The organism is Pseudomonas sp. WS 5010 (assembly GCF_012985565.1).
Lineage (GTDB): Bacteria > Pseudomonadota > Gammaproteobacteria > Pseudomonadales > Pseudomonadaceae > Aquipseudomonas.
Genome location: NZ_JAAQWQ010000006.1, coordinates 430,722 through 452,918, shown reverse-complemented (window position 1 = coordinate 452,918; position 22,197 = coordinate 430,722). Strand labels below are relative to the sequence as shown.

27 protein-coding genes are annotated in these 22,197 nt (G+C 58.7%); all 27 read left to right on the top strand.

The window, feature by feature from the left end:
• Nucleotides 1-103: 103 nt before the first annotated feature.
• The 27 genes from HBO11_RS22180 (at nt 104) to HBO11_RS22050 (ending at nt 21,950) form a co-directional block, all read left to right on the top strand.
• Nucleotides 104-388 carry a hypothetical protein gene (locus HBO11_RS22180; RefSeq protein WP_169872352.1) on the top strand — a complete coding sequence of 95 codons (285 nt, stop codon included), beginning with the start codon at nt 104-106 and terminating at the stop codon, nt 386-388.
• Complete coding sequence (locus HBO11_RS22175) at nt 385-768, top strand: antiterminator Q family protein (RefSeq protein WP_169872353.1); 384 nt, start codon at nt 385-387, stop codon at nt 766-768. Before HBO11_RS22180 ends, HBO11_RS22175 begins: the two co-directional genes overlap by 4 nt.
• Before the next feature lie 322 nt (nt 769-1,090).
• The gene (locus HBO11_RS28725; RefSeq protein ID WP_262381087.1) at nt 1,091-2,098 is read left to right on the top strand and encodes a hypothetical protein; all 1,008 of its coding nucleotides are present in this window, start codon (nt 1,091-1,093) and stop codon (nt 2,096-2,098) included.
• A gap of 36 nt (nt 2,099-2,134) precedes the next feature.
• Nucleotides 2,135-2,464 carry a phage holin, lambda family gene (locus HBO11_RS22165; RefSeq protein ID WP_169872354.1) on the top strand — a complete coding sequence of 110 codons (330 nt, stop codon included), beginning with the start codon at nt 2,135-2,137 and terminating at the stop codon, nt 2,462-2,464.
• A 54-nt stretch (nt 2,465-2,518) separates the two neighbouring features.
• Complete coding sequence (locus HBO11_RS22160) at nt 2,519-2,695, top strand: hypothetical protein (protein WP_169872355.1); 177 nt, start codon at nt 2,519-2,521, stop codon at nt 2,693-2,695.
• Between the two features lie 4 nt (nt 2,696-2,699).
• Complete coding sequence (locus HBO11_RS22155) at nt 2,700-3,014, top strand: HNH endonuclease signature motif containing protein (protein WP_169872356.1); 315 nt, start codon at nt 2,700-2,702, stop codon at nt 3,012-3,014.
• Between the two features lie 187 nt (nt 3,015-3,201).
• Nucleotides 3,202-3,678, top strand: coding sequence for a TerS protein (locus HBO11_RS22150; protein WP_170058972.1), 477 nt, complete (start codon nt 3,202-3,204; stop codon nt 3,676-3,678).
• Nucleotides 3,678-5,219 carry a terminase TerL endonuclease subunit gene (locus tag HBO11_RS22145; RefSeq protein WP_170058971.1) on the top strand — a complete coding sequence of 514 codons (1,542 nt, stop codon included), beginning with the start codon at nt 3,678-3,680 and terminating at the stop codon, nt 5,217-5,219. The genes HBO11_RS22150 and HBO11_RS22145 overlap by 1 nt, the downstream gene beginning before the upstream one ends.
• Before the next feature lie 7 nt (nt 5,220-5,226).
• Nucleotides 5,227-6,435 (top strand): phage portal protein, encoded by a 1,209-nt coding sequence (locus HBO11_RS22140; RefSeq protein WP_170058970.1) that lies wholly within the window; start codon nt 5,227-5,229, stop codon nt 6,433-6,435.
• Nucleotides 6,422-7,063, top strand: coding sequence for an HK97 family phage prohead protease (locus HBO11_RS22135; RefSeq protein ID WP_169872360.1), 642 nt, complete (start codon nt 6,422-6,424; stop codon nt 7,061-7,063). Before HBO11_RS22140 ends, HBO11_RS22135 begins: the two co-directional genes overlap by 14 nt.
• Nucleotides 7,060-8,268: a phage major capsid protein gene (locus HBO11_RS22130; RefSeq protein WP_169872361.1), complete on the top strand. Its 1,209-nt coding sequence runs from the start codon at nt 7,060-7,062 to the stop codon at nt 8,266-8,268. The genes HBO11_RS22135 and HBO11_RS22130 overlap by 4 nt, the downstream gene beginning before the upstream one ends.
• 52 nt (nt 8,269-8,320) lie before the next feature.
• On the top strand, nt 8,321-8,524 hold the full coding sequence (locus tag HBO11_RS22125; protein ID WP_170058969.1) for a hypothetical protein: 204 nt from the start codon (nt 8,321-8,323) through the stop codon (nt 8,522-8,524).
• On the top strand, nt 8,525-8,824 hold the full coding sequence (locus HBO11_RS22120) for a head-tail connector protein (protein ID WP_170058968.1): 300 nt from the start codon (nt 8,525-8,527) through the stop codon (nt 8,822-8,824). It begins immediately after the preceding gene.
• Nucleotides 8,825-8,838: 14 nt separating this feature from the next.
• On the top strand, nt 8,839-9,156 hold the full coding sequence (locus tag HBO11_RS22115) for a head-tail adaptor protein (RefSeq protein ID WP_262381086.1): 318 nt from the start codon (nt 8,839-8,841) through the stop codon (nt 9,154-9,156).
• 9 nt (nt 9,157-9,165) lie between these two features.
• Nucleotides 9,166-9,336 carry a hypothetical protein gene (locus HBO11_RS22110; protein ID WP_170058966.1) on the top strand — a complete coding sequence of 57 codons (171 nt, stop codon included), beginning with the start codon at nt 9,166-9,168 and terminating at the stop codon, nt 9,334-9,336.
• A 3-nt stretch (nt 9,337-9,339) separates the two neighbouring features.
• Entirely contained in the window at nt 9,340-9,915 is a 576-nt protein-coding gene (locus HBO11_RS22105; protein WP_170058965.1) for an HK97-gp10 family putative phage morphogenesis protein, read from the top strand.
• Entirely contained in the window at nt 9,908-10,294 is a 387-nt protein-coding gene (locus HBO11_RS22100) for a DUF3168 domain-containing protein (RefSeq protein WP_170058964.1), read from the top strand. Before HBO11_RS22105 ends, HBO11_RS22100 begins: the two co-directional genes overlap by 8 nt.
• A 56-nt stretch (nt 10,295-10,350) precedes the next feature.
• Nucleotides 10,351-10,851 carry a hypothetical protein gene (locus HBO11_RS22095; protein ID WP_169872368.1) on the top strand — a complete coding sequence of 167 codons (501 nt, stop codon included), beginning with the start codon at nt 10,351-10,353 and terminating at the stop codon, nt 10,849-10,851.
• A gap of 39 nt (nt 10,852-10,890) precedes the next feature.
• Complete coding sequence (locus HBO11_RS22090; protein ID WP_170058963.1) at nt 10,891-11,217, top strand: hypothetical protein; 327 nt, start codon at nt 10,891-10,893, stop codon at nt 11,215-11,217.
• Between the two features lie 41 nt (nt 11,218-11,258).
• On the top strand, nt 11,259-11,468 hold the full coding sequence (locus HBO11_RS22085; RefSeq protein ID WP_170058962.1) for a hypothetical protein: 210 nt from the start codon (nt 11,259-11,261) through the stop codon (nt 11,466-11,468).
• 36 nt (nt 11,469-11,504) lie between these two features.
• Complete coding sequence (locus HBO11_RS22080) at nt 11,505-12,008, top strand: hypothetical protein (RefSeq protein ID WP_170058961.1); 504 nt, start codon at nt 11,505-11,507, stop codon at nt 12,006-12,008.
• A 58-nt stretch (nt 12,009-12,066) separates the two neighbouring features.
• Complete coding sequence (locus HBO11_RS22075; RefSeq protein WP_170058960.1) at nt 12,067-15,498, top strand: tape measure protein; 3,432 nt, start codon at nt 12,067-12,069, stop codon at nt 15,496-15,498.
• Entirely contained in the window at nt 15,495-15,848 is a 354-nt protein-coding gene (locus HBO11_RS22070; RefSeq protein ID WP_170058997.1) for a phage tail protein, read from the top strand. Before HBO11_RS22075 ends, HBO11_RS22070 begins: the two co-directional genes overlap by 4 nt.
• Before the next feature lie 48 nt (nt 15,849-15,896).
• Nucleotides 15,897-16,601, top strand: coding sequence for a phage minor tail protein L (locus HBO11_RS22065; protein ID WP_170058959.1), 705 nt, complete (start codon nt 15,897-15,899; stop codon nt 16,599-16,601).
• A 2-nt stretch (nt 16,602-16,603) separates the two neighbouring features.
• A complete protein-coding gene (locus HBO11_RS22060; RefSeq protein WP_170058958.1) occupies nt 16,604-17,386 on the top strand; it encodes a Mov34/MPN/PAD-1 family protein in 783 nt (260 codons plus the stop codon).
• On the top strand, nt 17,383-17,970 hold the full coding sequence (locus HBO11_RS22055; RefSeq protein ID WP_170058957.1) for a tail assembly protein: 588 nt from the start codon (nt 17,383-17,385) through the stop codon (nt 17,968-17,970). Before HBO11_RS22060 ends, HBO11_RS22055 begins: the two co-directional genes overlap by 4 nt.
• Nucleotides 17,971-18,023: 53 nt before the next feature.
• Entirely contained in the window at nt 18,024-21,950 is a 3,927-nt protein-coding gene (locus tag HBO11_RS22050; protein ID WP_170058956.1) for a phage tail protein, read from the top strand.
• The last annotated feature ends 247 nt before the right edge of the window (nt 21,951-22,197 follow it).

Sequence of the window (22,197 nt, the reverse complement as noted above, 5' to 3'; positions counted from 1 at the left end):
CGATATTCACGTTTTCCGCTACAAGCCACGGATTGCGGGGCCTGCGCCCTGCATCCACAAATTGTGATTGTGGAGGTTTGTAAAAGCCTCGGGAGTGCCGCAAATGAATAACGTGACGGCGGCATTGCCGCGCAAAGTCCTGACCTCTGACGAGCGGGACTTCCTGAAGCAGGGCAACCGACTGCTGCTCGACAAGCCCAATGGACGAATCGGCGCCGCCGCGCTGATGGATCTGGTCGCTGACTGGGGAAACCATCGTGGCAGCCTTGGGTTCCAGGTCTATGCCCGCCGGTGGATCACCGAAGGGCACGCCAAGAACAAAATCGCCGACAAGATGCTCCGTGAGCTGTTCGGCATTGATGAGCCAACACCGAGGAAAGCGGCATGAATACCAGAAAACCAGCACGCCTCCCTCTGGGCGATACCGAGTACATGCTTGAGCAGTGGGGCTACTGGCGCATGGATGGCATGGGCGTACCGAGCTATGTGTCACCGTCCTGGGCGATCATGAGGGACATGATTCCGTCGACGAGCAAGTCCTACGTCATCACGGACGAACTGGCCAGCGTCGTTGATGGTGCTGTTGCCAGGTTGTGCAAGCGAGCCCCCGAGATGGGCGACTTCATTTGGCTCTACTACGGAGCCAAGTGGCCAGCAAAGCGGATCGGCAACAAGTACGACATGAGTGAGGCCAAGGCCAGGGAGATCATCAAGACGGGCGTCGGCTGGATTGACTGCTCATTGGAGAAATTCATCGAAGCCGCTTAAATAACTTGCACTCGCGGAATAGCCTTGTTTTCATGGCACCGTGTTCAGCTTTTCAAGCGCGACACCACAGAGAAAACCCAGCCTAAGCCGCTGGGTTTTTTTATGTCCGAATTTTGTGCGTGAAGCCATAGCCAGGGTGGGCCTTCGGGCGGGCCTGGACGCGGTATAGCCGGTAGTCACGCGTTACGGAAGAACACCGGCAGCTTGAGCAGCTCATTCCTGTGCTATTGGGGCTGGATCAAGTGGACTGATGGAAAGACATCAAACTTATTTCTGAGGCTCGCCATATCGGCGGGCCTTTTCTATTTCTGGAGCACAGCAAATGTCCGGTTCGTTGCAATCCCATGACTATGTGCCGGGCATGTCCGGCCTGAAGATCGACCTGAAGACGGGCAAGCTCGAAATCAACACCTGCACCCTCGGTAGCGCGGCCAAAGCGCCTGAGCGCCAGATGGTTTCGGTCGAGGTGTCCAGCTGGAGCAAGTGGGACTTGCCCAAAAATGCCGCCAACCTGCTCCAGTTCATGCAGGCAGAACTGCAAAAGGTGCCGGAGCAGTATCGCCACGCCGCTGAGTTCGAAGAGTTCGACGCGAGCTACGGCAATGAGTCGTTCAATGCTCGTCTGTTCCTGAGCTACTCCCGCCTCGAAACAGAGCGGGAACTGGCTGATCGCCTGGAGAGGGCGAAGGTGGCCGGAGCGACTGATAAGTACTTCGCTGACATCATCGGCAAGACCCCTTTGTATCAGGCGTTGCGCGAAGAGATTGATCAGATCTCCAATTTAGGGTCGATCAACAAGCGCCTTGATGAACTCAAGGAAAAGCAGGGTGCTGAGAACCGGGCAGTTGCTGGGCGCCTCGACAGCCTGGCTACCAAGCTTGGCGAGCTGCACTCCCTGATTGGTCAGGCCAAAGGCCAAGCAGCTACCCAGGCTAAGCGCGAGATAGCGGAAGCGCTGCTGCGTGACATTGAGCAGGACAAGAATGGCGGAACTCTTGGCGACTGCAAGCGCCGCTTTGGTGCATGCAGCATTCCATTCGGCGGGTATTCCGGTGTACCGCTCAAGGTCGACTATCCAAAGGATGCTGCACGATCCGACGACGATGGCGACTTGGCCGAAGCGATCAAGGATTGGCAGCCAGGCGCCGCACTGAAGGCTGGCGGTGTCGCATCTGCGATCAATGCCGTGTCGTCCGCCTCTGCTGAACCCCGCCACGCAGCCCAGCTTGTGGTTGATATCGAGGGGCTTGAGGCTGACTTCGCGAAGATCGTGAAGGACGTGATCCGTTCTGAGCTTCTCCCTGGCGGCCTGCTTCACCGATCCCGCTAATCCATTCCTTCACTCCCTAACCGGGAGGATATCGAGATGAACATGCCAGACAAACCAGACACATGGGCGTTCGCGTTCGCATGGTTTAGCCAGCACTTCCCTTTGATCGGCGCCGCCTTGTTGTCTGCCGCGATGGCTGTGTTGCGGATCACTTACGGTGGCGGCACTCGACGCCAGATGCTGGTCGAGGGTGCTATCTGCGGTGGTTTGACCCTGACCATCATCAGCGGCCTGGAGTTCTTCGGCCTGCCCCAGAGCATGGCCACCTTCGTCGGCGGCTGGGTTGGCTTCCTGGGTGTGGAGAAGATCCGCGCCATTGCTGACCGGGTCACTGACTTCAAGCTGCCCAGCCGCAAGGTTGATTAACCCGCGCCACGTTTTCGAACGCGCCAAATCGTGGCGCGCAATGAGGAACAACCCATGAGCACAGTCAGTGCCGAGTACTACCAGATGAAGGGCATGGTCACCGAGATGTCGGCAGACGAGCAGGCCGAGGTCCTCAAGGCTGAAGCCGAGGTGATCGCTATCGCTACACGTTCCGACAAGGCGCTTATTGGTGCGCTCATGGCAATGATCAAGATCGCAGCAGAGGCTTAAGCCGGTGGCGAGCACATCACCCTGGCATCACCTCTACAAGACCAAGCGCTGGTATCGGTTGCGATGGCACCAGCTACAGACCGAGCCTACCTGCCGCCTGTGTCGCGCCCTTGATGTTGTGGAGGCGGCTAACATCGTCGACCACGTCAAGCCGCATAAGGGTGACGAGAATCTGTTCTTCGATGCTGGGAATCTACAGAGCCTGTGCAAGCCCTGCCATGACGGCGCCAAGCAGCGACAGGAGAGGACCGGCATCCTGCCTGGTCATGACGTGTCAGGCATACCTGTTGACCCTAACCACCACTGGAACCGCGTCTGAGCGATTGATAAACGCTATCAAAATCGATCTTGAGGCGCGCCAAACCCCCGGATGTGGCACGCCAGTGGCCCAGGGGGAGGGTAAATTATGAGGTTTTCCGCTGTATAGGACCGCCCTCGACCTGTTGTTTCATTCCTAACCCGGAAAAACCAGCCAAAACACATCGGCGGACGAATTGAGAAAATCTATGACAGCCAAGCGCACCCGCTCCGATAGCGCGACATCGGCGGTTGCCGCTATGCAGGCTGCCAGTGTCGGTCCAATTAAGCCGCCGAGGTTCGTCCATTTACGCAAAGGCGACAAGCCATTTTGGGATTCCATTGTGCGCGCGCGCACGCGTGATAGTTGGACAGACTCCGATCTGGTCCTGGCCGGCAACCTCGCGCGGTGCCTTTCTGACATCGAGCGCCTGCAAAAGGAGATCGATCTGGAGGGCGACGTGTTGAAAAACGACCGGGGCACGCAGGTCATCAACCCAAAGCACAGCCTGCTGGAAACGCTGAGTCGTCGGGCCGTGTCATTGAGTCGGACGCTACAGGTTCATGCCCAGGCTACTCAGGGTGATTCCCGCGACCAGGGCAAGAAGGCGACCAAGCAGCGCGAGGCCGAGAAGGTTCTTGCTGCGCAGGATGACGAGGATCTCATTCCGAGGGCTATGCACTGATGGCAGTCAAGCGCAGGACGCGTGGCGAAAAGGTCATCGCGTTCATTGAGAAGTACTGTCGCGTGCCTGAAGGTCAGCATGTTGGCAAACCTCTGGTGCTTGATCCGTTCCAGAAAGAATTCATCTTGGATGTCTACGACAACCCTGTTGGCACCAGCACTGCCTTTCTCAGCATTGCCCGGAAAAACGGGAAGACGGGTTTGATCGCCGGCATCCTTTTGGCCCACATCGTTGGGCCCGAGGCGGTGCAGAACTCTCAGATCGTATCGGGCGCAATGAGTCGTGAACAGGCCGGCCTTGTGTTCAAGCTGGCCGTGAAGATGATCCAGCTCAACCCAGAGCTGCAGTCTTTGATTCACATCGTGCCCAGCAGCAAGACACTGATCGGCACGCCGCTGAACGTGGAGTACCGAGCGCTATCCGCCGAAGGGAAAACCGCGCACGGGCTGTCGCCGATCTTGGCCATCCTCGATGAGATTGGTCAGGTGCGCGGCCCGCAAAGCGATTTTATTGACGCGATCACGACAGCACAGGGCGCCCACGCGGCGCCGCTGCTGATTGCGATCAGTACCCAGGCTGCGCAGGACAGTGACCTGTTCAGCATCTGGCTCGACGACGCGGAGAAGTCTCAAGACCCGCACATCGTCAGCCGCGTCTACCAGGCGCCCAAGGACTGCAAGGTCACCGACCGCGAAGGGTGGAAGGCTGCAAACCCGGCGCTTGGTTCGTTCCGTTCGCTGGCAGATCTTGAGAAGCAGGCAGAGCGTGCCGACCGGATGCCTGCTTCGGAGAACACGTTCCGCAACCTTTGCCTGAATCAGCGGGTGTCGACGGTTTCCGTCTTCGTCTCCAAAGGTGTTTGGGTCGGCTGCGGCGATGATCCGGATAGCCCAGATGGCATGGATCTGTACGGCGGCCTTGACCTCTCGTTCAGGACTGACCTTACGGCCTTCGTCGTCATCGGCAAATGCGGCGGCAATTGGAGTGTCTGGCCATTCTTCTGGACGCCTGAGCAGGGCCTTGCCGAGCGCGCCAAGCGTGACCGGGAGGCGTACGAGGTGTGGGCTCGGGAGGGACTGCTACTGACCACCCCGGGCGCAACCGTGGACTATGCCTACGTTGCCGCCGATATCGCTCGGATCCTTGCCGAGCTCGGCGGCGACATCCAGGCCATTGCGTTCGACCGATACCGGATCGACCTCTTCAAGCGGGATGCCGAGGCTCAGGGCGTCACGCTGCCTCTGGTCGAGTACGGCCAAGGCTACAAGGACATGACCCCGGCCATTGATGCGTTGGAGTCGGAACTGCTCAACGGGAGGCTAAGCCACGGTATGCACCCGGTGCTGACCATGTGCGCATCCAATGCGGTGATCCAGAAAGACCCGGCAGGCAACCGAAAGTTTGCAAAGGACAAGGCGACCGGCCGCATCGACGGAATGTCGGCACTGGCAATGGCGTTCGGCGCGACCCTTGGCGCTCCCGAAGAGGTCAAGGGCGACATCGACCACTATCTCAAAAACGGATTCTCCGGACTTCTATAGGCTCACTATGGCTTCTCGCTGGTACAACCCGATGAGCTGGAGTTTCTTCGGCTTCAACGATCCCAAAACAGGCCAGTACATCGAGGTCAATAACGAAATCGGCGGCCAGACGCGCTCGGGTGAAGTTGTTACACCCAAGAAGGCGATGGCGATTCCCATTGTCTGGTCTTGCGTAAAAATACTCAGCGAGACAGTGTCGGGTCTTCCCCTGAAGCTCTACGACGATCTCCCGGCGGGGCGAGCTCTTGCCAAAGGTAACAGCCGTGCGGCGCGCTTACTGGCTAAGCCAAACCCGTACATGACAATGCTCAACTTCATCAAAGCGATCATCGTCAACATGGCGCTGCGCGGGAATGCTTTTGCACTGATCGAGCGCAACGATGCAGGCGAGTTCATCGGTTTTATCCCGCTGGGCGCCGACTCTGTCGAGGTGAACACCGACGATGACTTGATTTACTGGGTGACCTTGAAGGGTGAACGATTTCCGGTATCTCCGGAGTTCATGTTGCACTTCAAGATATTCAGCGCGGATGGAATCAACGGGTTGTCCCCGGTTGAGTTTCAGAAGGAAGCGATGGGCCTGGCAAAAGCGGCTCAGAGTTGGTCGTCGCGGTTTATGCGCAAAGGCGGCTTCACCGGCGGGTACGTCATCTACGACAACTTCTTGACTGCGGAACAGCAGGCGCAAGTGCTCGACAAGTTCCCAAAGATTCGTGATGGGGATGTAGAGGACATCGGGAAAATGGGGCTGCTTCAGGGTGGCCCGAAGATTGTCCCTGCCGGCATGACGCAGAAAGACAGCCAATTCATTGAGTCTCAGCAGTTTCAGGAAGAAGCCCTTGCGGGAATCTGGGGCGTGCCGCTGTACCTGGCCAACCGCGCCGGCAAGACCTCGATCATGGGCTCCAACCTGGAGCAGCAAACCAGTGGTTTTATCACCTTCGGCCTCAGTCCCTACATCAAGGCGATCGAGGACGAGATCAACGACAAGCTCTTTGGCGGCACGACTCAGTTCGTCGAGTTCGTGGTGGAAGGCATTCTGCGGGCTGACAGCGCTGGTCGGGCCACCTACTACGGTAGCGCCCTGGGCGGCTCTGGCGGATCCGGCTGGATGACCATCAACGAAGTTCGGCGCAAAGAAAACCTTCCTCCGCTGGTTGGCGAAGAATACGACCGGGTCACCCGGTGGGAGATGCAAACAAATGTCAAAGATTGAAGTCCCGTTTGAGCTGAAAGGGATGGACGACGCGGGAAACTTTGAAGGATACGCCGCGGTGTTCAACAACATCGATCTGGGTGACGACGTGATCCTGCCGGGCGCCTTCACGAAGGTAAAGACCACGCGCGGGGGGCGCCTGAAGCTGGCGCTGTTCCATGATCTGACCCGGCTTGTGGGTTCTGCGGCATTCACTCAAGACGATCATGGACTTTACCTCAAAGGCAAGATCAACCTGGCTGTGAGTTATGCCCGTGACGCATACGAGCTCATGAAGGAAGAGACGCTGGACAGTATGTCCATCGGCTTCAACACCATTAAGGCCACGTTTGAAGAGCGCGACGGCCGCACTGTGCGGCTGATCAGTGCTGCTGAACTGTGGGAAGCCTCGATCGTGCCTTTCGGTATGAACCCAGAGGCAAAGGTTACCGACGTGAAGTCGGATATCAGACTTTTTGAAGCAGCCCTGCGCGAACGCATGGGGCTCTCGCAAAAGGAGGCGGCAGCAGTCGCCTCGCTCGGCTATTCCGCCGTACACCGTGATGGTGGGACGGCGGCCACGGCGATCGTGGATGAGCTGAAAGAAATATCCAGCCTGTTCAAAAATCAATTTGGAGTTCAGCCATGACCGCTGATGTTAAAGAAATTCGCGAAGCCCTGGAAAAACAACTCTCCGAGGGCTTCGGTGGGCTGCAACAAAAATATGACCATGTGTCGGCGGAGCTCGAAAAGGGCAACGCTGCAACCAAGGACATTAAGTCTCAGATCGAAAACCAAAAGGGTGAGATCGAGCGCGTCATCGAGCAGGTTCAGAAGCTCGAAGAAAAGGGTGTTCGTCTGCGTTCCCCGGGCGGCGAGCAGAAGGGCTTCATTGACTTCGTTAAAGGCAACGACGATTACAAAGCGCTGCTCGATAAGAAGCAGGACCGCGCCGAAATCGAAGTTACCAAATCGGCCATGGCGACCATGTCCGAGGCCAAGGTGACCAGCGCCGGTCTGGTTGCTCCTCAGTACGACCCAGTCATTCAGGACAAGCCACGGCAGAACCTGGTTATCCAGGACTTGATTCCGTCGACGCCAGTTACCGGCACCACCTTCACTTACTTCAAGGAACTGCTCCACACCCTGGGCGCAGGCATGGTCGGTGAGGGTGAAGCGAAGCCTTCCAGCGACGTGACCTTCGAAGAAGCCACCGACACCATCAAGAAGATCGCGGTTTGGATGCCGGTAACCGACGAAGCCCTGGACGACGTGCCGCAGCTCTACAGCTACATTCAGGAGCTGCTGCGCTATGACCTGAAGCTGAAGAAAGAAGGCCAAATCCTCAAGGGCGATGGCATCGGCAAGAACATGAACGGCATCATGACTCAGGCGACAGCGTTCAACGCTGCCTTGAGCAAGGCGAATGATACCGCTATCGACACCGTCCGCCGTGCCTTGTACCAGGTCGGCAAGCAATCGAAGCGTTCTGCCGATGCCGTGGTGATGACCGATCTGGATTGGATGAACATCGAGCTGGAAAAGGACGGCGAGAACCGCTACCTGTTTGCCAACCTGCAAGGCCTGGTTACTCCAATCCTGTGGGGCCGCCCAATTGTGGCTTCCGACAGCATGGACGAAGGCGATGGCACCACCACCGGTGGCGAGTTCCTGACGGGCTCTTTCGCCCAGGGCGCACGGATTTATGACCGCATGGCGTTCACCATCAAGGTCGGCATGATCAACGACGACTTCATCAAGAACAAGCGCGCCATCTTGGTCGAGGAGCGTTTGGGTCTGGCGGTGCGCCGCCCTTACGCGTTCGTGAAGGGCCGTTTCAAGCCTCAGGCTTGATTGTGTCGAATTGATCCCGGGGCCTGACGGCCCCTTTTTTGTGGAGAAGGTTATGAAAGTCAAAGTTCTGTGGGGCTTCGAAGGCGATCCTGACAAGGTCAAGGTGAACAACGGCCGAGTATCCGCCGGCGAGGTTCTCGACCTGGAAGATGAGGAATACGCGCATCGCTTGATCGGAAAGGGTTTGGCTGCACTCGACGAGGAAGGCTCCGCACCCAAGGCCAACAAGCAATCTAAGCCCAGCGAGACCAAGTAAATGATCGACCTGGCGCGCGTGAAGCTCCACCTGAAGGTGGACGGCGACGAGGAAGATTCGCTCATCACCGGTTACTTCGAGGCCGCCAAGTCCCATGTCGCAATGCACTGTGACCGGGAGCTGGTCGAGGGAGCGCCGACCGGTCCCGAGCAGATGGGCTTTACCCCGGATGTTGAGCAGGCAGTGCTGCTGCTGGTCGGCCACTGGTATGCCAACCGGGAGGCGGTCGTGATCGGCACCATTTCATCGGCAGTCCCTTTGGCTGTTGACCGTCTTCTCTGGCCTAGGAAGCGTTTCTGATGAGAGCAGGCCCAATGCGTCACCGCTGCACGATGTTCAAGCCGGTGCTCACCAAGAACAAATCAGGTGGCTCCGATGTCACCTGGGTCGAAGTCGGCAAGCTGTGGGCTGAGATCACTATGCCAACAGGCCGCATCGCCCCTGTTGCTGAAAGGCTTACGGCGGTAATCATCGCCGAAATCCGCATTCGCCCCAGGGCTGACGCGGTGGCCGGCAATCGCCTGGTGCATACGGCAAAAGGAATCACCACCACCTACCTGATCGGCGCTGCGCTGATCGACAACGAGAGCACGATGCTTCGGCTGCCGTGTTCAAACGTACCCAACCCATAGAGGTTAATCATGAGAGTAATTGCCCTGGGCACCCTGTCCGGCGCCACTGGCGACCGGGAGAAGGGTGAAGAGTTTACGGTCGACGCCAAACTCGGCGCCGATCTTGTCGCGCGCGGCCTGGTGGAGCCTGTACCCGAAGCAGCGCCCGCAACTGAAAAGCCGGCCAGAGCCAAGGAGTAGGCCATGGCTGTCCGCCGCTCCCGCATGTCCGGCGACTTCAAGTTGCGCCGAACGCTGCGCAACATCCACGCAACGACGGATAACGAGCTCAGGCTCGCAATGCAGGAAGCGGCCGACAAGATTCTTGCCACGATGAAGCAGCTGGTTCCAAAGGACACTGGCGCGGCAGCTGCTGCGCTAAGGGCGTTCGTTTCAAAGAGCGGCCTGGACGCGCAGATCGGGATTCGAGGAAAGAGCGACAACCGGCGGTTCTTCTATCTGCGTTTCGCCGAGTACGGGACCAAAGGCTACAGCGGCACCCTGTATCGCCGCGCCGACCGAAACTCTATTGGCGGGCACACCAACAACCGCGACAAGTCGAAGATGGGCGGTCGTCGTAACGCTTTGCGGGCCAGGGATACCAAGAACAAATCAGACGGAACCACCTTCTACGGAAATTACCCGGATATCCCGGCCCGTCCGGCTCACCCCTGGCTGCGCCCGGCGATGGATGTGAACCGGGAGTTCGTCCTGGCCAGCATTCGCGCCGCTGTCCTGAACGCCTTGCGCAAGGCCAGCATGGGAGCAAGTGATGCTTGATGTATCTGTCGCGTTGCAGGAAGCAATGTTCGCTCGGCTGGACGCCGAAGTGTCGTGCCCGATTCATGATGGCGCGCCAATGGATGCGCCGATGCCGTACGTTTCGTTCGACCGGGAGATATCCACCAACATCTCACCTATCGCCGGCAGGAAGCGCGAGCAGCGCCTGATCTACCTTTCGGTGTGGTCGGATGCCGTTGGCCAGGCGGAAGTTAAAAGAATCCTCAGCGAGGTTGTGGCGGCCCTGGACGAACGACGGCTGCCGCTAGAGGTTGGCCGGGCAGTATCGGTCCGTGTCGAGCAAGCCGACGCCCAGCGCGATGCCGACGGCGTCACGTACCAGGGATCGGTCACGGTCCGCGTTATCACCACCCACTAAATCAAAAACCCCGGCCGCCCTGCGGCTTTATCCAATGTGCCCTTGGAGGAACCCCCATGGCCGAAGACAACCTCAACACAGCCGCCGGCTGCCGGATCGGCATCGGCAGCAAGAACGGCGCGGACACCGAAGCGCTCTATAAGGCTGACACCTATGTCGATATCGGCGAGGTGGAAGACCTGGGCGAGTTCGGTGATACGTTCAGCTCTGTGACCTTCACGTCGCTGCGCGATGGCCGCGTGCGCAAATACAAGGGCACCGCCGATGCCGGCGACCTGACCCTGGCGGTCGGCCTCGACAACGGTGACCTGGGCCAGGCCAAGCTGAAGATCGCCCACAAGGATCGCAGCAAAGGTGACTACAACATCAAGATCACCCTGAACGATGGCGATCCTGATGCCACCCCGTCGCCGCTGCTGCCAACCACCTTCTACCTGCGCGGCAAGGTGATGAACAACACCGTCGCCGCCGGCGCGGCTGATAACGTGGTTCGCCGCAACGTCACCATCGGCATCAACTCCGACATCCTGGAAATCCTCCCGGCTGCCGCCCCTTAACCTGCGGGGCTTCGGCCCCAAACCCCAAGGATTCGAAACATGAGCAAGACTCTTCACGGTACCGTCGACATCAAGCTCGATGACGAGACGTACACGCTCCAGCCTACGCTTGGGGCGGTTCGGGCAATTGAGGCTCACTTCGGCGGGCTGCGCGGCGCCTCCCAGGCAATCAACGCCCTGAGCATCGACGGTTGCGCGGTGATCATCGCCGGCGGCGCAGGCTTGAAAGGCAAGGCTGCCGAGGCTATCGCCGAACAGGTTTGGCAGGCTGGTGTGCTGGAGGTGTCAGTGCAACTGAACGCTTACCTGGTGGCGCTGTACAACCCGAAAGGCCCGAGCACGGGAAAGGCCAGGCCGGCGGCGTAAGTGCCGTAGAAGACGGCAGCTATGTTGACCGGCTCTACGCAGTGGCCACGGGGTGGCTGGGCTGGCCTCCCGATCTGGCGTGGCGCACGCCAATGCCTGAACTGTTCCTGGCCATGGACGCCAAGATTGAGTGGGCACAGATGACGAACCCATTTGGCGGCGGTAAGGCCAAGCCCAAGGCAGGCAAGCCATCCGCGTCGACTGTGGCGGACAAGCTGCGCCAGGCGCTGACTGGGCGTCAGGCAAGCTAGCTTGATATAGTTCTGGCTTTCCTAGGAGGGAAACCTATGAGAGCTATTGCGGTAATCCTGCTCGCTACTTTTGTTACGGGCTGCGAGAAAGAAAAGGGGGAGGATTTACTGGCCCGATTGCCTTACTGGAAGTGGGTTCACTCAGAAAAAAAAGATGATTTCACCGATGTTGTTTCTAGATCATCCGTCCTCAAGTCGGGCCCTATTTCGGACGGCAATGAGGAGCCGGTTGAGATGCACTTTCGGTGCACTGCGGGAAAGATGGATTTCTACCTAAGCTGGAATCGTCGAATAGAGTCAGACTCCCTGGTCGATATCAGGGTAGATAGCGATCCGCACGAACCCAATAAGTGGGAGCCATCTACTGACAGAAAATCTACCTTCTATCCTTTCTTGACTCCTCCATTTCTCGATAGGTTGGCAGCAAGTAAGTCCTTCATCGCCAGAGCTTCAACATTGTCTGGTGAGATCACCGCGAAGTTTGATACGTCCAAAGTTTTGGAAGAAACGAAAGAAGTTCGCGCTGCCTGCAAATTTTAAACTACCGCCCAACATCGAAAGCCGCCTTAGGGCGGTTTTTTGCTTTCTGGAGAAAAACATGGCCGATACCGACGTACAGGGGATGCTCGTTCGCATTGAGGCCACCACGGCGCAGCTGCGCCAGGAGATGGCGCGAGCAGATTCCACTGTCGGCCAGGCCTCCAGCAAGATCGACAAAAGCCTGGGGAGAGTGGATGCCGCCTTTGATCGTGCTGGCGAGCACGCCGTAAATGCCTCCGGTTTGATAAAGAGCGCGCTTGCGGCTGCCATTGGTGCGGCGTCAATCGGAAAGATTATTGAGACTGCCGACTCCTATGGTCAGATGTCTGATCGTATTGGCATGGCGACCAGCAGCGTAGGCGAGTACGACCTGGTGCAGCAGCGCCTGTTGGACACTGCGAAGCGCACTTATCGCCCGCTGGCAGAGGCACAGGAGCTTTACATCCGTACAGCGGACAGCTTGAAGTCCATGGGTTACAACACTGGCCAGGCGCTGGATGTGATGGACAGCTTCAGCTTCTTGCTGGTGACTAACTCTGCATCAGCGGACAAGGCCAGCTCTGCCATCGATGCATATTCGAAAGCGCTTCAGACGGGCAAGGTTGAAGCGGATGGGTGGCAGTCGATCTTGGCAGCCATGCCTACTGTTGTTGACACCATCGCTAAATCCACAGGAAAGACTGCTGAAGAGATTCGCAGCCTCGGCTCTCTAGGCAAGTTGAGTCTTGATGTTTTAACTGAGGGGTTGCAGAGGTCCGCCCAGGCCAATGGCGTACTAGCGGACAGCATGAGCGTCGCAGTTCGTGATGCGTTGCAGAACCTCTCAAACGCATTCACTGTGTACATCGGGCAGCTGGACGAGACAATTGGTTTCACGGGTACGCTTGGGAGCGGCATTGCCGTACTTGGAGATAATTTTTCAGCGCTGGCTGATATCGCAATTTTTGCCGCGATCGCTGCCCTGACCCGGTATGGCGTAACCTCGGCAAACTCTGCCGCTGTGGCAACCTACGCCGCCTACAAGGATGCCGCAGCGCGAAAAGCACAGGCTACCGCCGTTCTTCTTGCTGCCCAGGCCGAGCAGCAAAAAGCGCAGACAACGGTGTTTCTCGCTCAGAAAGAGGCCGTGGCGGCGCGCGGTACTGCCGTCCAAACTCAAATGTCTCTCCAGCTTGCGGAAGCGCGAATGGTTGAGGCGAGGGCGACCACTGCTGTTTCTGCAGCTCAAGCAGGCCTTGGGCGTGCAAGTAGTGGCTTGGTCGGTCTTCTTGGCGGCCCAGTTGGAATTGCCGCTCTTGCTATTGGCGCCGCGACTGCATTCATCACTCTGCGTGACAACACCAGCGTACTTGAAAAGAAGCTGGGGGATCTCGGCGACCCGATCGATAAACTGGTTGAGCGATTCAATAAGCTCAATAGGGCTACGCAGTCCGTCACCCTCCGGGAGCTGAAGGCTTCCATTGAGGATGCTGAGGGCGATCTGACCACTGCGGCGGGCTCAATCGCCTTCGAATTTCAGAGCAGCCTGACAAACGCCGGTCTCGCTGGCGCGTCAGGTTTCATGGGGGGTATCGCTCCGTTACCGGCAGAGTTTCAGTCGGCAATGGATATCATCAAGAAAGCCTCGTCCGATCAGTCTGCAGGGATGGTTGTTGATTGGAAGGCTGTGGCCGACCAGGTGCGAGAGGTCCCTGGTGTTACGGCTGAGATGGCCAACGCCCTTGAGAAGAGTGGTGGCGCCGCGGCCGATAAGGCAGAAGTTATCGCCCAGCTCAAAACTGCACTGGCTGAACTTACCGGCGAGACGGACGCCAACACCCGTGCAGAGCGCGATAATGCTGCGGCTCGGGCGGGTGCTGCCCAGGCCGGACAAAAGTATCTCGATCAGCTATTGAAGCAGTTGGCCACCGCCCAGGACAAAACCAATCTCGAAGCGGCCAACCGATTTATCCGTGAGAACACTCTGCTAACCGAAGGGCAGATCGTTGCTATTCGTTCGGCCGCTGCCGCCAAGGATGCTCAGAAAACTGCAGACGACGCGGCAACAAAGGCAAAGCAAAAGAACTCGAGCACCATCGAGTCTGCCGCCAAGCAGCAGCTCAAGTCGTTTGATACCGCCGAGGAAGGCTACAAGCGTCAGATCGAGCTGATCAACACCACGGGCGACAAGCAGAAAGACGCCACAGAGGTGATGAAGCTGTCCTTCGAACTCCAGGAAGGAAAGCTCGGCAACCTGAGCGAAGCACGTAAGAAAGAACTCTTGGGGTTGGCTGCTGAGCTGGACAAGCTCAAAGAGATCCAGAAGGCCAATGAGGAGGCCCTCAAGCTGGCGGCGTTCAAGAACGCTCAGGCGCTGACCACCCAGACCTCCAAGGACGGGTTCGACCAGGAGTTGGCCGGCGTCGGAATGGGTGACAAGGCCCGCGACCGGATGCGTGCTGATCTGGCATTGCGCCAAAAATATGCAGCTGATGTGGCCAACCTTGAGGAGCTGCACAATACCGACCAGATCACGGACTCACTTTACGCCAAAGAAACAGCAGTTCTTAAAAGTGAGTACGACAAACGCTTGCAGCACCAGCAGGACTTCTACGCCGCAACGGACGAGCAGCAAACCAACTGGATGAACGGCGTCAACGAGGCGTGGGCAAACTATGCTGATGCCGCGCGGGACTACTCGGCTCAAGCCACTGACATCACCAATACGGCGTTGAGCGAAGCCACTGGCGGGCTTGGCACGTTCTTCTCGGACGTGGCCAGCGGTGCAGAGGATGCTGGTGACGCGCTGGGCGATATGGTCGGCAACTTCGCCAAGTCGATGTTGAAGGCGCTGGGGGATATGGCGGCGCAGTGGTTGATCTACCAAGGCATTCAGATGCTGGTGGGGAAGACCACGCAGTCGAGCGCGGCTGGGATGCTGGGCGCAAACGCTCAGGCCATGTCTTTAACGGCAGGCCTCAATGCCTTTGCGTCTACTGCGGCCATTCCGATCATTGGGCCAGCGGCGGCGCCGGCGGCGATGGCTACAGCCATGGCGGTCACCGCTCCGCTGGCCTCGGCCGTGGGCATGACCGCGCTGGCAGGTATGGCGCACGACGGTATCGACTCGGTTCCTGAAGATGGCAGCTGGTTTCTGCAAAGGGGCGAGCGGGTAACAACCGCGCAAACCAGCGCGAAGCTCGATGCCATGCTGTCCAGAATCGACAGCGGGCTGAACAACGCTCAACCACAAGCGCAGATCGGCGCGGGAGTACTGGAGGCTATGAGCGATGGCCGACCAGGGATGATCGGATCAGGCGGTGGCGGTGCCTCGCCGGGTGGGCCTACGCAGATTGTGTACAGCCCTCAGGTCACGGTTCAGGCCCAACCGGGTATGAGTGACCAGGACGCGCGCCGCCAGGGCGAGATGATCGGTGCCGGGCAGGAAACGCAGTTCAGGGGCTTTTTGCAGCGCGAGATGGGGCAGGGGGGATTGCTGTGGAAGCGATGACTGCTGAGACTTTTGATTTTGATGTTGAAGTCGGCGCTGATGGCGATGTCAGCCAGCGCACCTGGGAAAACGAGTTTGGTGATGGGATGGTCCAGGCCGGAGGAATTGGCATAAACACCAAAAGCCAAGTTTGGAATCTGGTGCACACCGGCGAAGATGTGCCAGGCGAGGAGTTACCTGAGCTGCTGAAATTCCTTGACCGGCACGAAGGCTACAAGGCGTTCCGCTACTCTCCGCCTGGCGAGCCCCAGGGCTGGTACCGGGTGAACGGGTACAAGAAGAAAGCCCTGGGCGCAAACATCTACACCGTCACCTTCACCGTTAAACAGGCCTTCAACCCTCGAACCTAATCATCACCAATCCCCGCCAAGTGCGGGGTTTCTTGTTTTTGGGGCTCTATGAATTACGACAACGATATCCAAAAGCTAGAGCCTGGCAACCAGATCAGGCTCTACGAGTTGGACGCTACGCGCCTTGGCGGTTTGCTCTGGCGCTTCCACGGCCACGCCCATGAAGGCGACATCATCTGGCAGGGCCAGCTTTACTCGCCGCTCCAGATTGACTCAAAGGGTTTCGATATCCGGGGAGATGGTCGACCTGCAACTCCAACGCTGCAGGTCGATGACGAGCTCGGCGGTGTGCGCGGCGCGATCACGGCGCTGTGTTTGCAATTCCGCGATTTGGCCGGGGCCAGAGTCAGGGTGATCGAGACGTTCCGTCACTTCCTCGATGCAGCCAACTTCCCCGAGGGAAACCCTGAAGCCAGCAACCAGGCGAAAACGAACCTTTGGTTTATCGAGCAGAAGACCGAAGCGCTCCCTGGGATTTCTGTGACGTTCTCGCTCTCCAGTCCCACGGACATGGAAGGGCAGATGCTGCCCTCCCAGCAGATCACCAAATTGTGCCGGTGGGCCTGCCGTGGCGGTTACAGGCAGGAGGCCTGCGCCTATACGGGAGCGGCGATGTTCGACAAGAAGAACCAACCCACGGACAACCCGGCCGAGGATCGGTGCCTGGGGCGCTGGAGCAGTTGCAAACTCAGGGGAAATACCAGGCGGTTCGGCGGGTCGCTGGGCGCAAGCATCATTGTCAGTTCGAGGTAACCATGCGCATCAATCAGAAATTGCAGGGCGAGATCCGGGCGCACGCCGAACGCGCCTATCCAGCAGAGGCCTGTGGGGTTTTGATCAAGTCTGCCAGCGGTCGCGAGTACGTGCCCTGCACCAACCTGGCCGCGACAGCGCGCGAGAATTTCCAGATCGACCACAAAGACCTGGCACAGGCAGAAGATCGGGGCGAGCTGCTGGCAATCATTCACAGCCATCCGGACAAGTCGCCTACCCCGAGCATGGCCGACCGGGTCAGTTGCGAGTTGCATGAATTGCCCTGGGGCATCGTGGGCTGGCCTGGCGGGGAAATTGAGTGGTTCACTCCTACGGGCTTCACGGCGCCGTTGCTGGGCCGCGACTTCTCCCATGGCCTGCTTGATTGTTGGGCCGCGTGCCGCGACTGGTACGCCCGGGAGGTGGGTCTGCAACTGCCGAACTTCGAGCGCGCCGATCTGTGGTGGGAGCAGAAGGATGGGCCGAGCCTGTACGAAGACAACTTCGCGGCCACCGGTTTCTACCAGGTCAACGAAGCGCAGCGGGGCGACATGCTGGTGCTGCAAGTCCCGACCCCCGGGCGAGAGTGCTACTTCCCCAACCATGCCGCGATCTATCTGGGCGATGAGCCGGCGCTGATCAGCGAGCCAGCGCCGAAGCTGGGCGGCTCCGGCCCGTTCATCTACCACCACATGCCTGGACGGCTGGCGGCCCGCGAGATCTACGGATGGTCGATGGCGAACCGGGTAAAACTGATCCTGCGGCACAAGGACTACCGGCCATGACCATGCAAACCATCAAGCTTGGCGGTGTGCTGGGCAAGAAGTTCGGCAAGGAATACCGCCTGGACATCAACGGCGTTCACGATGCCATGACGGCCTTGTGCATGATGAAGCCAGGTTTTGAGAAGTACATGCGCACTGCCGAAGAGCGTGGCCTGGTGTTTGCCGTATTCGTCGATGAACGCAACCTTGGCGCGGATGAGCTGGGCCTAAAGAGGCCGGTGGCGGGCGACATCCGTATTCAGCCGATTATCCAAGGTAGTAAGCAGGCCGGCCTGTTCCAGACGATTTTGGGCGTGGCGCTGATCGTCGCAAGTTTCTTCACTGGCGGCTCAACCGCCGGCGCCGGCCTGGCTCTCCTTGCCGGCGGCGCGGCGATTGCTGCCGGCGGTGTGGTGCAGATGCTTTCACCCACCACCAAGGCCGGCAGCGAAACCCGGAACGATGATGGCAACAACCCAAGCTATGGGTTTGGTGGTGCGATAACGACCACCGCCCAGGGCAACCCGTATCCCTTGCTCTATGGCGAGCGGGAGATTGGCGGCGCCGTCGAGTCAGGCGGCATATACCCCCAAGACAGGCTTTAGTCGATCCACTTCACCAAACCCGCTTCGGCGGGTTTTTGCATTCTGGAGGGCGCATGAGCGCAGCAGCAAAGAAGGCGCACCGCGCGGCACCCCGCAAGCGCCGGGTAGTTGTGGGCAGTAAGGGCGGCCAGGCCAAGCAGAAGCGCCCCAGCATCGCCTCTAATAGCGTGCCCTCCATATCCACAGCGCAAATTGTCTATATGTGGAGTTGGGGTCCCATCGTTGGCCCAGTGGACGGACTGCGCTCGATCAAGCTGGACGGTACGCCCATCCAGGCACCGGACGGAACGATCAATTACCCGGGCGTTAAATGGCAATTCCGTTCCGGTGAGTTGAATCAGGAGCGCCTGGACGGTCTGACCGAGACCAGCAACGAGATCGATGTCCAGCAAGAGCTGACCAGCGAAACCCCTTGGCTGCACACCATCAATAACAGCGTGATCGACGCCTTTCGCCTGCGTCTGGCGTGGCCCACGCTGCGCAGCCAGGATGCCGCCGGCAACGTCAACGGTGTGCGCATCGACTATGCCGTCGATATCTCCACAGACAATGGCCCATACATTGAGGCCCTAGTCTCTTTTGTAGATCGCAAAAACGTCACCGAGTACGAGCTCGCTCACCGTATTGAGTTACCGGCTGGTAGCCGCTGGACTGTTCGCGTGCGCCGCCTCACACCCAACGCCGGCTCCGAACTGATCGTTGATCAAATGTTCATCAAGGCTATTGCCGAGGTGGTTGATAGCGACCAGGAATACCCGCTCACTGCTGTCGGGTGCGTTGAATATGACGCCCAGACCTTTGGCGGTAACATCGCCAAGATCGCTGCCCTCATGCGCGGTCGGATCATCCGGGTGCCGGCCAACTACGACGCCGAAACACGCACCTATGCAACGGCGGGCACCGGGACCAGCAATGGGATTTGGGATGGCACCTTTAAAGAGGCCTACACCAACAACCCCGCATGGATCTTCTTCGACCTGGTGCTGCACCCATACTACGGCCTCGGTGACCGTATCGACGCGACTATGGTTGATCGCTGGTCTCTGTACCGTATCGCCCAGTATTGCGATCAGTTGGTACCGGACGGCAAGGGCGGCATGGAACCCCGCTTTACTTGCAACCTGTACTTCCAAAAGCAGGCTGCGGCTTACGCGGTGCTGCAGGATCTGGCCTCGATCTTTCACGGCCTGGCTTACTGGGACGGCAGCCAGATTGTGGTCAACGCTGATATGCCGGGCGATCCGGTCTACACATACAACCAGACCCAGATCCTCAACAACGGGGCAATCAGGTACGAGGGCAGCCGCGCGCGTGATCGCCACACCCTGGCAATGGTGGCCTGGGACAATCCTGACCAGGGCTTTGACACTGATAAAGAGCCAGTGGTCGATGATGAAGCCATGGCTGAGCTGGGTATCGTTCGTGACATGACGGTCGACGCGATTGGCTGCACATCTCTCGGGCAGGCGCAGCGTGGCGGGCAGTGGGCATTGCTCTCGGAAAAGTTGCAGACGCAGGGTGCGTCATTTCGGGTTGGGCTCGATGGGCATATCCCCAAGCCGGGACAGGTCATCGCCGTGGCAGATCCGATGTTGGTAGGGCGCGGCAATGGCGGGCGTATTGCTGCTGCCGACGGGCGCGTGGTGACGCTTGATCGTGATACGACTGTTCCCCTGGGCGCTCGCCTGATGGTCAACCTGCCAAGTGGGAAGTCGGAAGCACGGGTGGTCAAGGCGGTGGATGGTCGCAACGTCACTGTGATGGCCAACTACACCGAGCAGCCGCAAGCCGAGAGCGGTTGGATTCTGGATTATGAAGACCTGAAACTCATGCAGTTTTATGTCCGCAACATCACTCGCCCGGAGTGGCACCAGTTCCAACTTGAAGTTATCCAGCACGACCCGAGCAAGTTCGACTTCATCGACAATGGCGCCGTGGTCGATACTCGGCCAATCACCGGGATACCGGTTGGTACCCAGGACGCCCCGGCACGGGTGATGCTGAGTCAGCACGTAGTGATCGAGCAGGGCATCGCTGTCACCGTCATGTCGATTGCTTGGGACGCGGCGCCAAACGCCGTGAGTTATGACGTCGAATGGAAGTGGGGCGCTCGCGAGTGGGTTCCGGTACCACGTACCGGTGAACTGATGGCTGATGTGCGCGGGATCTATTCCGGGCAGTACATGGCCAGGGTGCGGGCGGTGAGTGCGCTCAACGTTTCCTCGATCCCTGTCACGTCCGCGCTGACCAACTTGGAAGGCAAAGCCGGTAAGCCGCCGGCGGTGGCGTTCCTGACCACCACCAGCCTGGTCTATGGCATCGGCATCCAGTGGGGGTTTCCACCAGGTGCAGAGGACACCCAGCGGACGGAGGTCTGGTATAGCGAGTCGCCGGACCTGACGACGGCGATCAAGTTGAGCGACTTCAGCTACCCGCAAGCGTCTCATGAGATGTACATCCCCGTGGCCGGGGCGTCGTTCTTCTTCTGGGCTCGGCTAGTTGACCGCACCGGCAATATTGGACCGTTCTACCCGGTACCCGGCGCAGTAAACGGCGCATCAAGTTCCGTCCAAAGCGAATACGAGAAACACTTCGAAGGGATGATCAGCAAAGGTTCGCTGTACCAGAGCCTGCGCGAAGAGATCGAGCTGATCTCTGGCGATGGGCCTGGGTCCGTCAATGATCGGCTGACGGAGGCCAAGGCAGAGCTGGAGGGGCTGCTGGGACAGATCACCGGGGCAGAACCGTACAACCCGGATGAGCCCTATACCGCTGGCGCATTCACGCAAAAGGATGGGCACCTGTACCAGGCGACTGGCCCGGTACCGGCCGGCGAAGCGCCGCCAAACCCGCTGTACTGGAAGGACATCGGCACGATCCTGCAAACCACCAACGCGCTGGCCCAGCAGGTTCAACTGGTCACCAGCATGATTGAGGAGATCGAGGGCCAGGTGGTGGCCACCGCGACATCGGTTGAGGCATTGCGCTCGGCCGCCCGTGGCGATGATGGTGCGGGCGACCTGGCGGACGCGGTGAAAGGCTGGCAATCGACAGCGGACTTCGGGGTTGAGAAGCGCACGCGGGCCTCGGAAAACGATGCAATGGCGCGGCAACTCACCACGATGGAGGCGCGGGTGGGGGCGAACCAGTCCGGGCTGACCGTGCTGGAGCAGGTGGTGGCCACCAACAAGCAGACGGCAGCCACCCAACTGACGCAGCTCAAAAGCGACTTGGAGTTGACCGAAGGGAAGGTCGCTGGGAATGCGCAGGCAATCACCGGCCTCGACACCAAGGTCACCAACCTCGACGGTAAGGTCTCGTCTCAAGCGTCCAGCAATGAGGCGCTGCGGGCTTCGGTGCGCGGCGATGATGGTTCTGGCGATCTTGCCGGCGCGATCAAGGCATGGGAGTCCACGGCCAGCTTTGAGGTTGAGAAGAAGGTTCAGGCCTCTGCCAATGAAGCGTTAGCCCGGACGACAGAAACCTTGCAATCGAGCATCGGGCACACCAACGCTTCGGTACAGCAGGTGAGCGAAACGCTGGTTGGTCTCGACGGCAGGGTTTCGGCGTCTGTCACTCTCAAAGCTCAAACTATTGTGGACGGCCGCAGGGTCACCACGGGCATGGCTTTTGGTTCGAACGGAGAGCAGTCGGAGTTCCTGATTTACGCGCAGCGGTTTGCCATCGTGAACGAGATAGACGGAACGGTAATCCCAATGTTCGTTGTGGAAAACAACCAAGTGGTTTTCAACACCGCAATCATCAGCAAGGCGTTTGTTCAGGAGATCATCTTGGGCATGACGCTGCGCTCGCCTACGGTTGATTCGAAGGGCCGGCCACTGCTGGAAATCAACATACCAGCCGGTACGTTTACCGTTCGCAGCCCAGGTGCTGGAGGCTCATCTCTTATCAATAACGACGGTCTTTCTGTTTTCGACCTCAATGAGGTTCTCAGGTTGATGGCGGGGAGGCTTTCCTAATGAGTTTCGGCATGAGGATATGGGGGCCGGCCGGGGCCCTCGAGTTTGACACCAGTACTTCTACTTATCGGATTGTTCTTTCTGTTTTGGTTTCTTTTGCTGGAGAAGGACAAAACACTAAAACATTTCAAGCCCCAGGATGCACGGCGAACAATGCAATATGCTTTTTGCTTCCAATTAATAATGACACTTCTCAGACGGTCGATAATAGACAGCTTGAGTGTGAAATGGGGAGCGGGGTGGTTTA

Excerpts from the sequence above, each read along its gene's own strand:
- HBO11_RS22180 (WP_169872352.1), top strand. The coding sequence starts at position 104 with ATGAATAACGTGACGGCGGCATTGCCGCGCAAAGTCCTGACCTCTGAC.
- HBO11_RS22175 (WP_169872353.1), top strand. The coding sequence starts at position 385 with ATGAATACCAGAAAACCAGCACGCCTCCCTCTGGGCGATACCGAGTAC.
- HBO11_RS28725 (WP_262381087.1), top strand. The coding sequence starts at position 1,091 with ATGTCCGGTTCGTTGCAATCCCATGACTATGTGCCGGGCATGTCCGGC.
- HBO11_RS22165 (WP_169872354.1), top strand. The coding sequence starts at position 2,135 with ATGAACATGCCAGACAAACCAGACACATGGGCGTTCGCGTTCGCATGG.
- HBO11_RS22160 (WP_169872355.1), top strand. The coding sequence starts at position 2,519 with ATGAGCACAGTCAGTGCCGAGTACTACCAGATGAAGGGCATGGTCACC.
- HBO11_RS22150 (WP_170058972.1), top strand. The coding sequence starts at position 3,202 with ATGACAGCCAAGCGCACCCGCTCCGATAGCGCGACATCGGCGGTTGCC.
- HBO11_RS22145 (WP_170058971.1), top strand. The coding sequence starts at position 3,678 with ATGGCAGTCAAGCGCAGGACGCGTGGCGAAAAGGTCATCGCGTTCATT.
- HBO11_RS22140 (WP_170058970.1), top strand. The coding sequence starts at position 5,227 with ATGGCTTCTCGCTGGTACAACCCGATGAGCTGGAGTTTCTTCGGCTTC.
- HBO11_RS22135 (WP_169872360.1), top strand. The coding sequence starts at position 6,422 with ATGTCAAAGATTGAAGTCCCGTTTGAGCTGAAAGGGATGGACGACGCG.
- HBO11_RS22130 (WP_169872361.1), top strand. The coding sequence starts at position 7,060 with ATGACCGCTGATGTTAAAGAAATTCGCGAAGCCCTGGAAAAACAACTC.
- HBO11_RS22125 (WP_170058969.1), top strand. The coding sequence starts at position 8,321 with ATGAAAGTCAAAGTTCTGTGGGGCTTCGAAGGCGATCCTGACAAGGTC.
- HBO11_RS22120 (WP_170058968.1), top strand. The coding sequence starts at position 8,525 with ATGATCGACCTGGCGCGCGTGAAGCTCCACCTGAAGGTGGACGGCGAC.
- HBO11_RS22115 (WP_262381086.1), top strand. The coding sequence starts at position 8,839 with ATGCGTCACCGCTGCACGATGTTCAAGCCGGTGCTCACCAAGAACAAA.
- HBO11_RS22110 (WP_170058966.1), top strand. The coding sequence starts at position 9,166 with ATGAGAGTAATTGCCCTGGGCACCCTGTCCGGCGCCACTGGCGACCGG.
- HBO11_RS22105 (WP_170058965.1), top strand. The coding sequence starts at position 9,340 with ATGGCTGTCCGCCGCTCCCGCATGTCCGGCGACTTCAAGTTGCGCCGA.
- HBO11_RS22100 (WP_170058964.1), top strand. The coding sequence starts at position 9,908 with ATGCTTGATGTATCTGTCGCGTTGCAGGAAGCAATGTTCGCTCGGCTG.
- HBO11_RS22095 (WP_169872368.1), top strand. The coding sequence starts at position 10,351 with ATGGCCGAAGACAACCTCAACACAGCCGCCGGCTGCCGGATCGGCATC.
- HBO11_RS22090 (WP_170058963.1), top strand. The coding sequence starts at position 10,891 with ATGAGCAAGACTCTTCACGGTACCGTCGACATCAAGCTCGATGACGAG.
- HBO11_RS22080 (WP_170058961.1), top strand. The coding sequence starts at position 11,505 with ATGAGAGCTATTGCGGTAATCCTGCTCGCTACTTTTGTTACGGGCTGC.
- HBO11_RS22075 (WP_170058960.1), top strand. The coding sequence starts at position 12,067 with ATGGCCGATACCGACGTACAGGGGATGCTCGTTCGCATTGAGGCCACC.
- HBO11_RS22070 (WP_170058997.1), top strand. The coding sequence starts at position 15,495 with ATGACTGCTGAGACTTTTGATTTTGATGTTGAAGTCGGCGCTGATGGC.
- HBO11_RS22065 (WP_170058959.1), top strand. The coding sequence starts at position 15,897 with ATGAATTACGACAACGATATCCAAAAGCTAGAGCCTGGCAACCAGATC.
- HBO11_RS22060 (WP_170058958.1), top strand. The coding sequence starts at position 16,604 with ATGCGCATCAATCAGAAATTGCAGGGCGAGATCCGGGCGCACGCCGAA.
- HBO11_RS22055 (WP_170058957.1), top strand. The coding sequence starts at position 17,383 with ATGACCATGCAAACCATCAAGCTTGGCGGTGTGCTGGGCAAGAAGTTC.
- HBO11_RS22050 (WP_170058956.1), top strand. The coding sequence starts at position 18,024 with ATGAGCGCAGCAGCAAAGAAGGCGCACCGCGCGGCACCCCGCAAGCGC.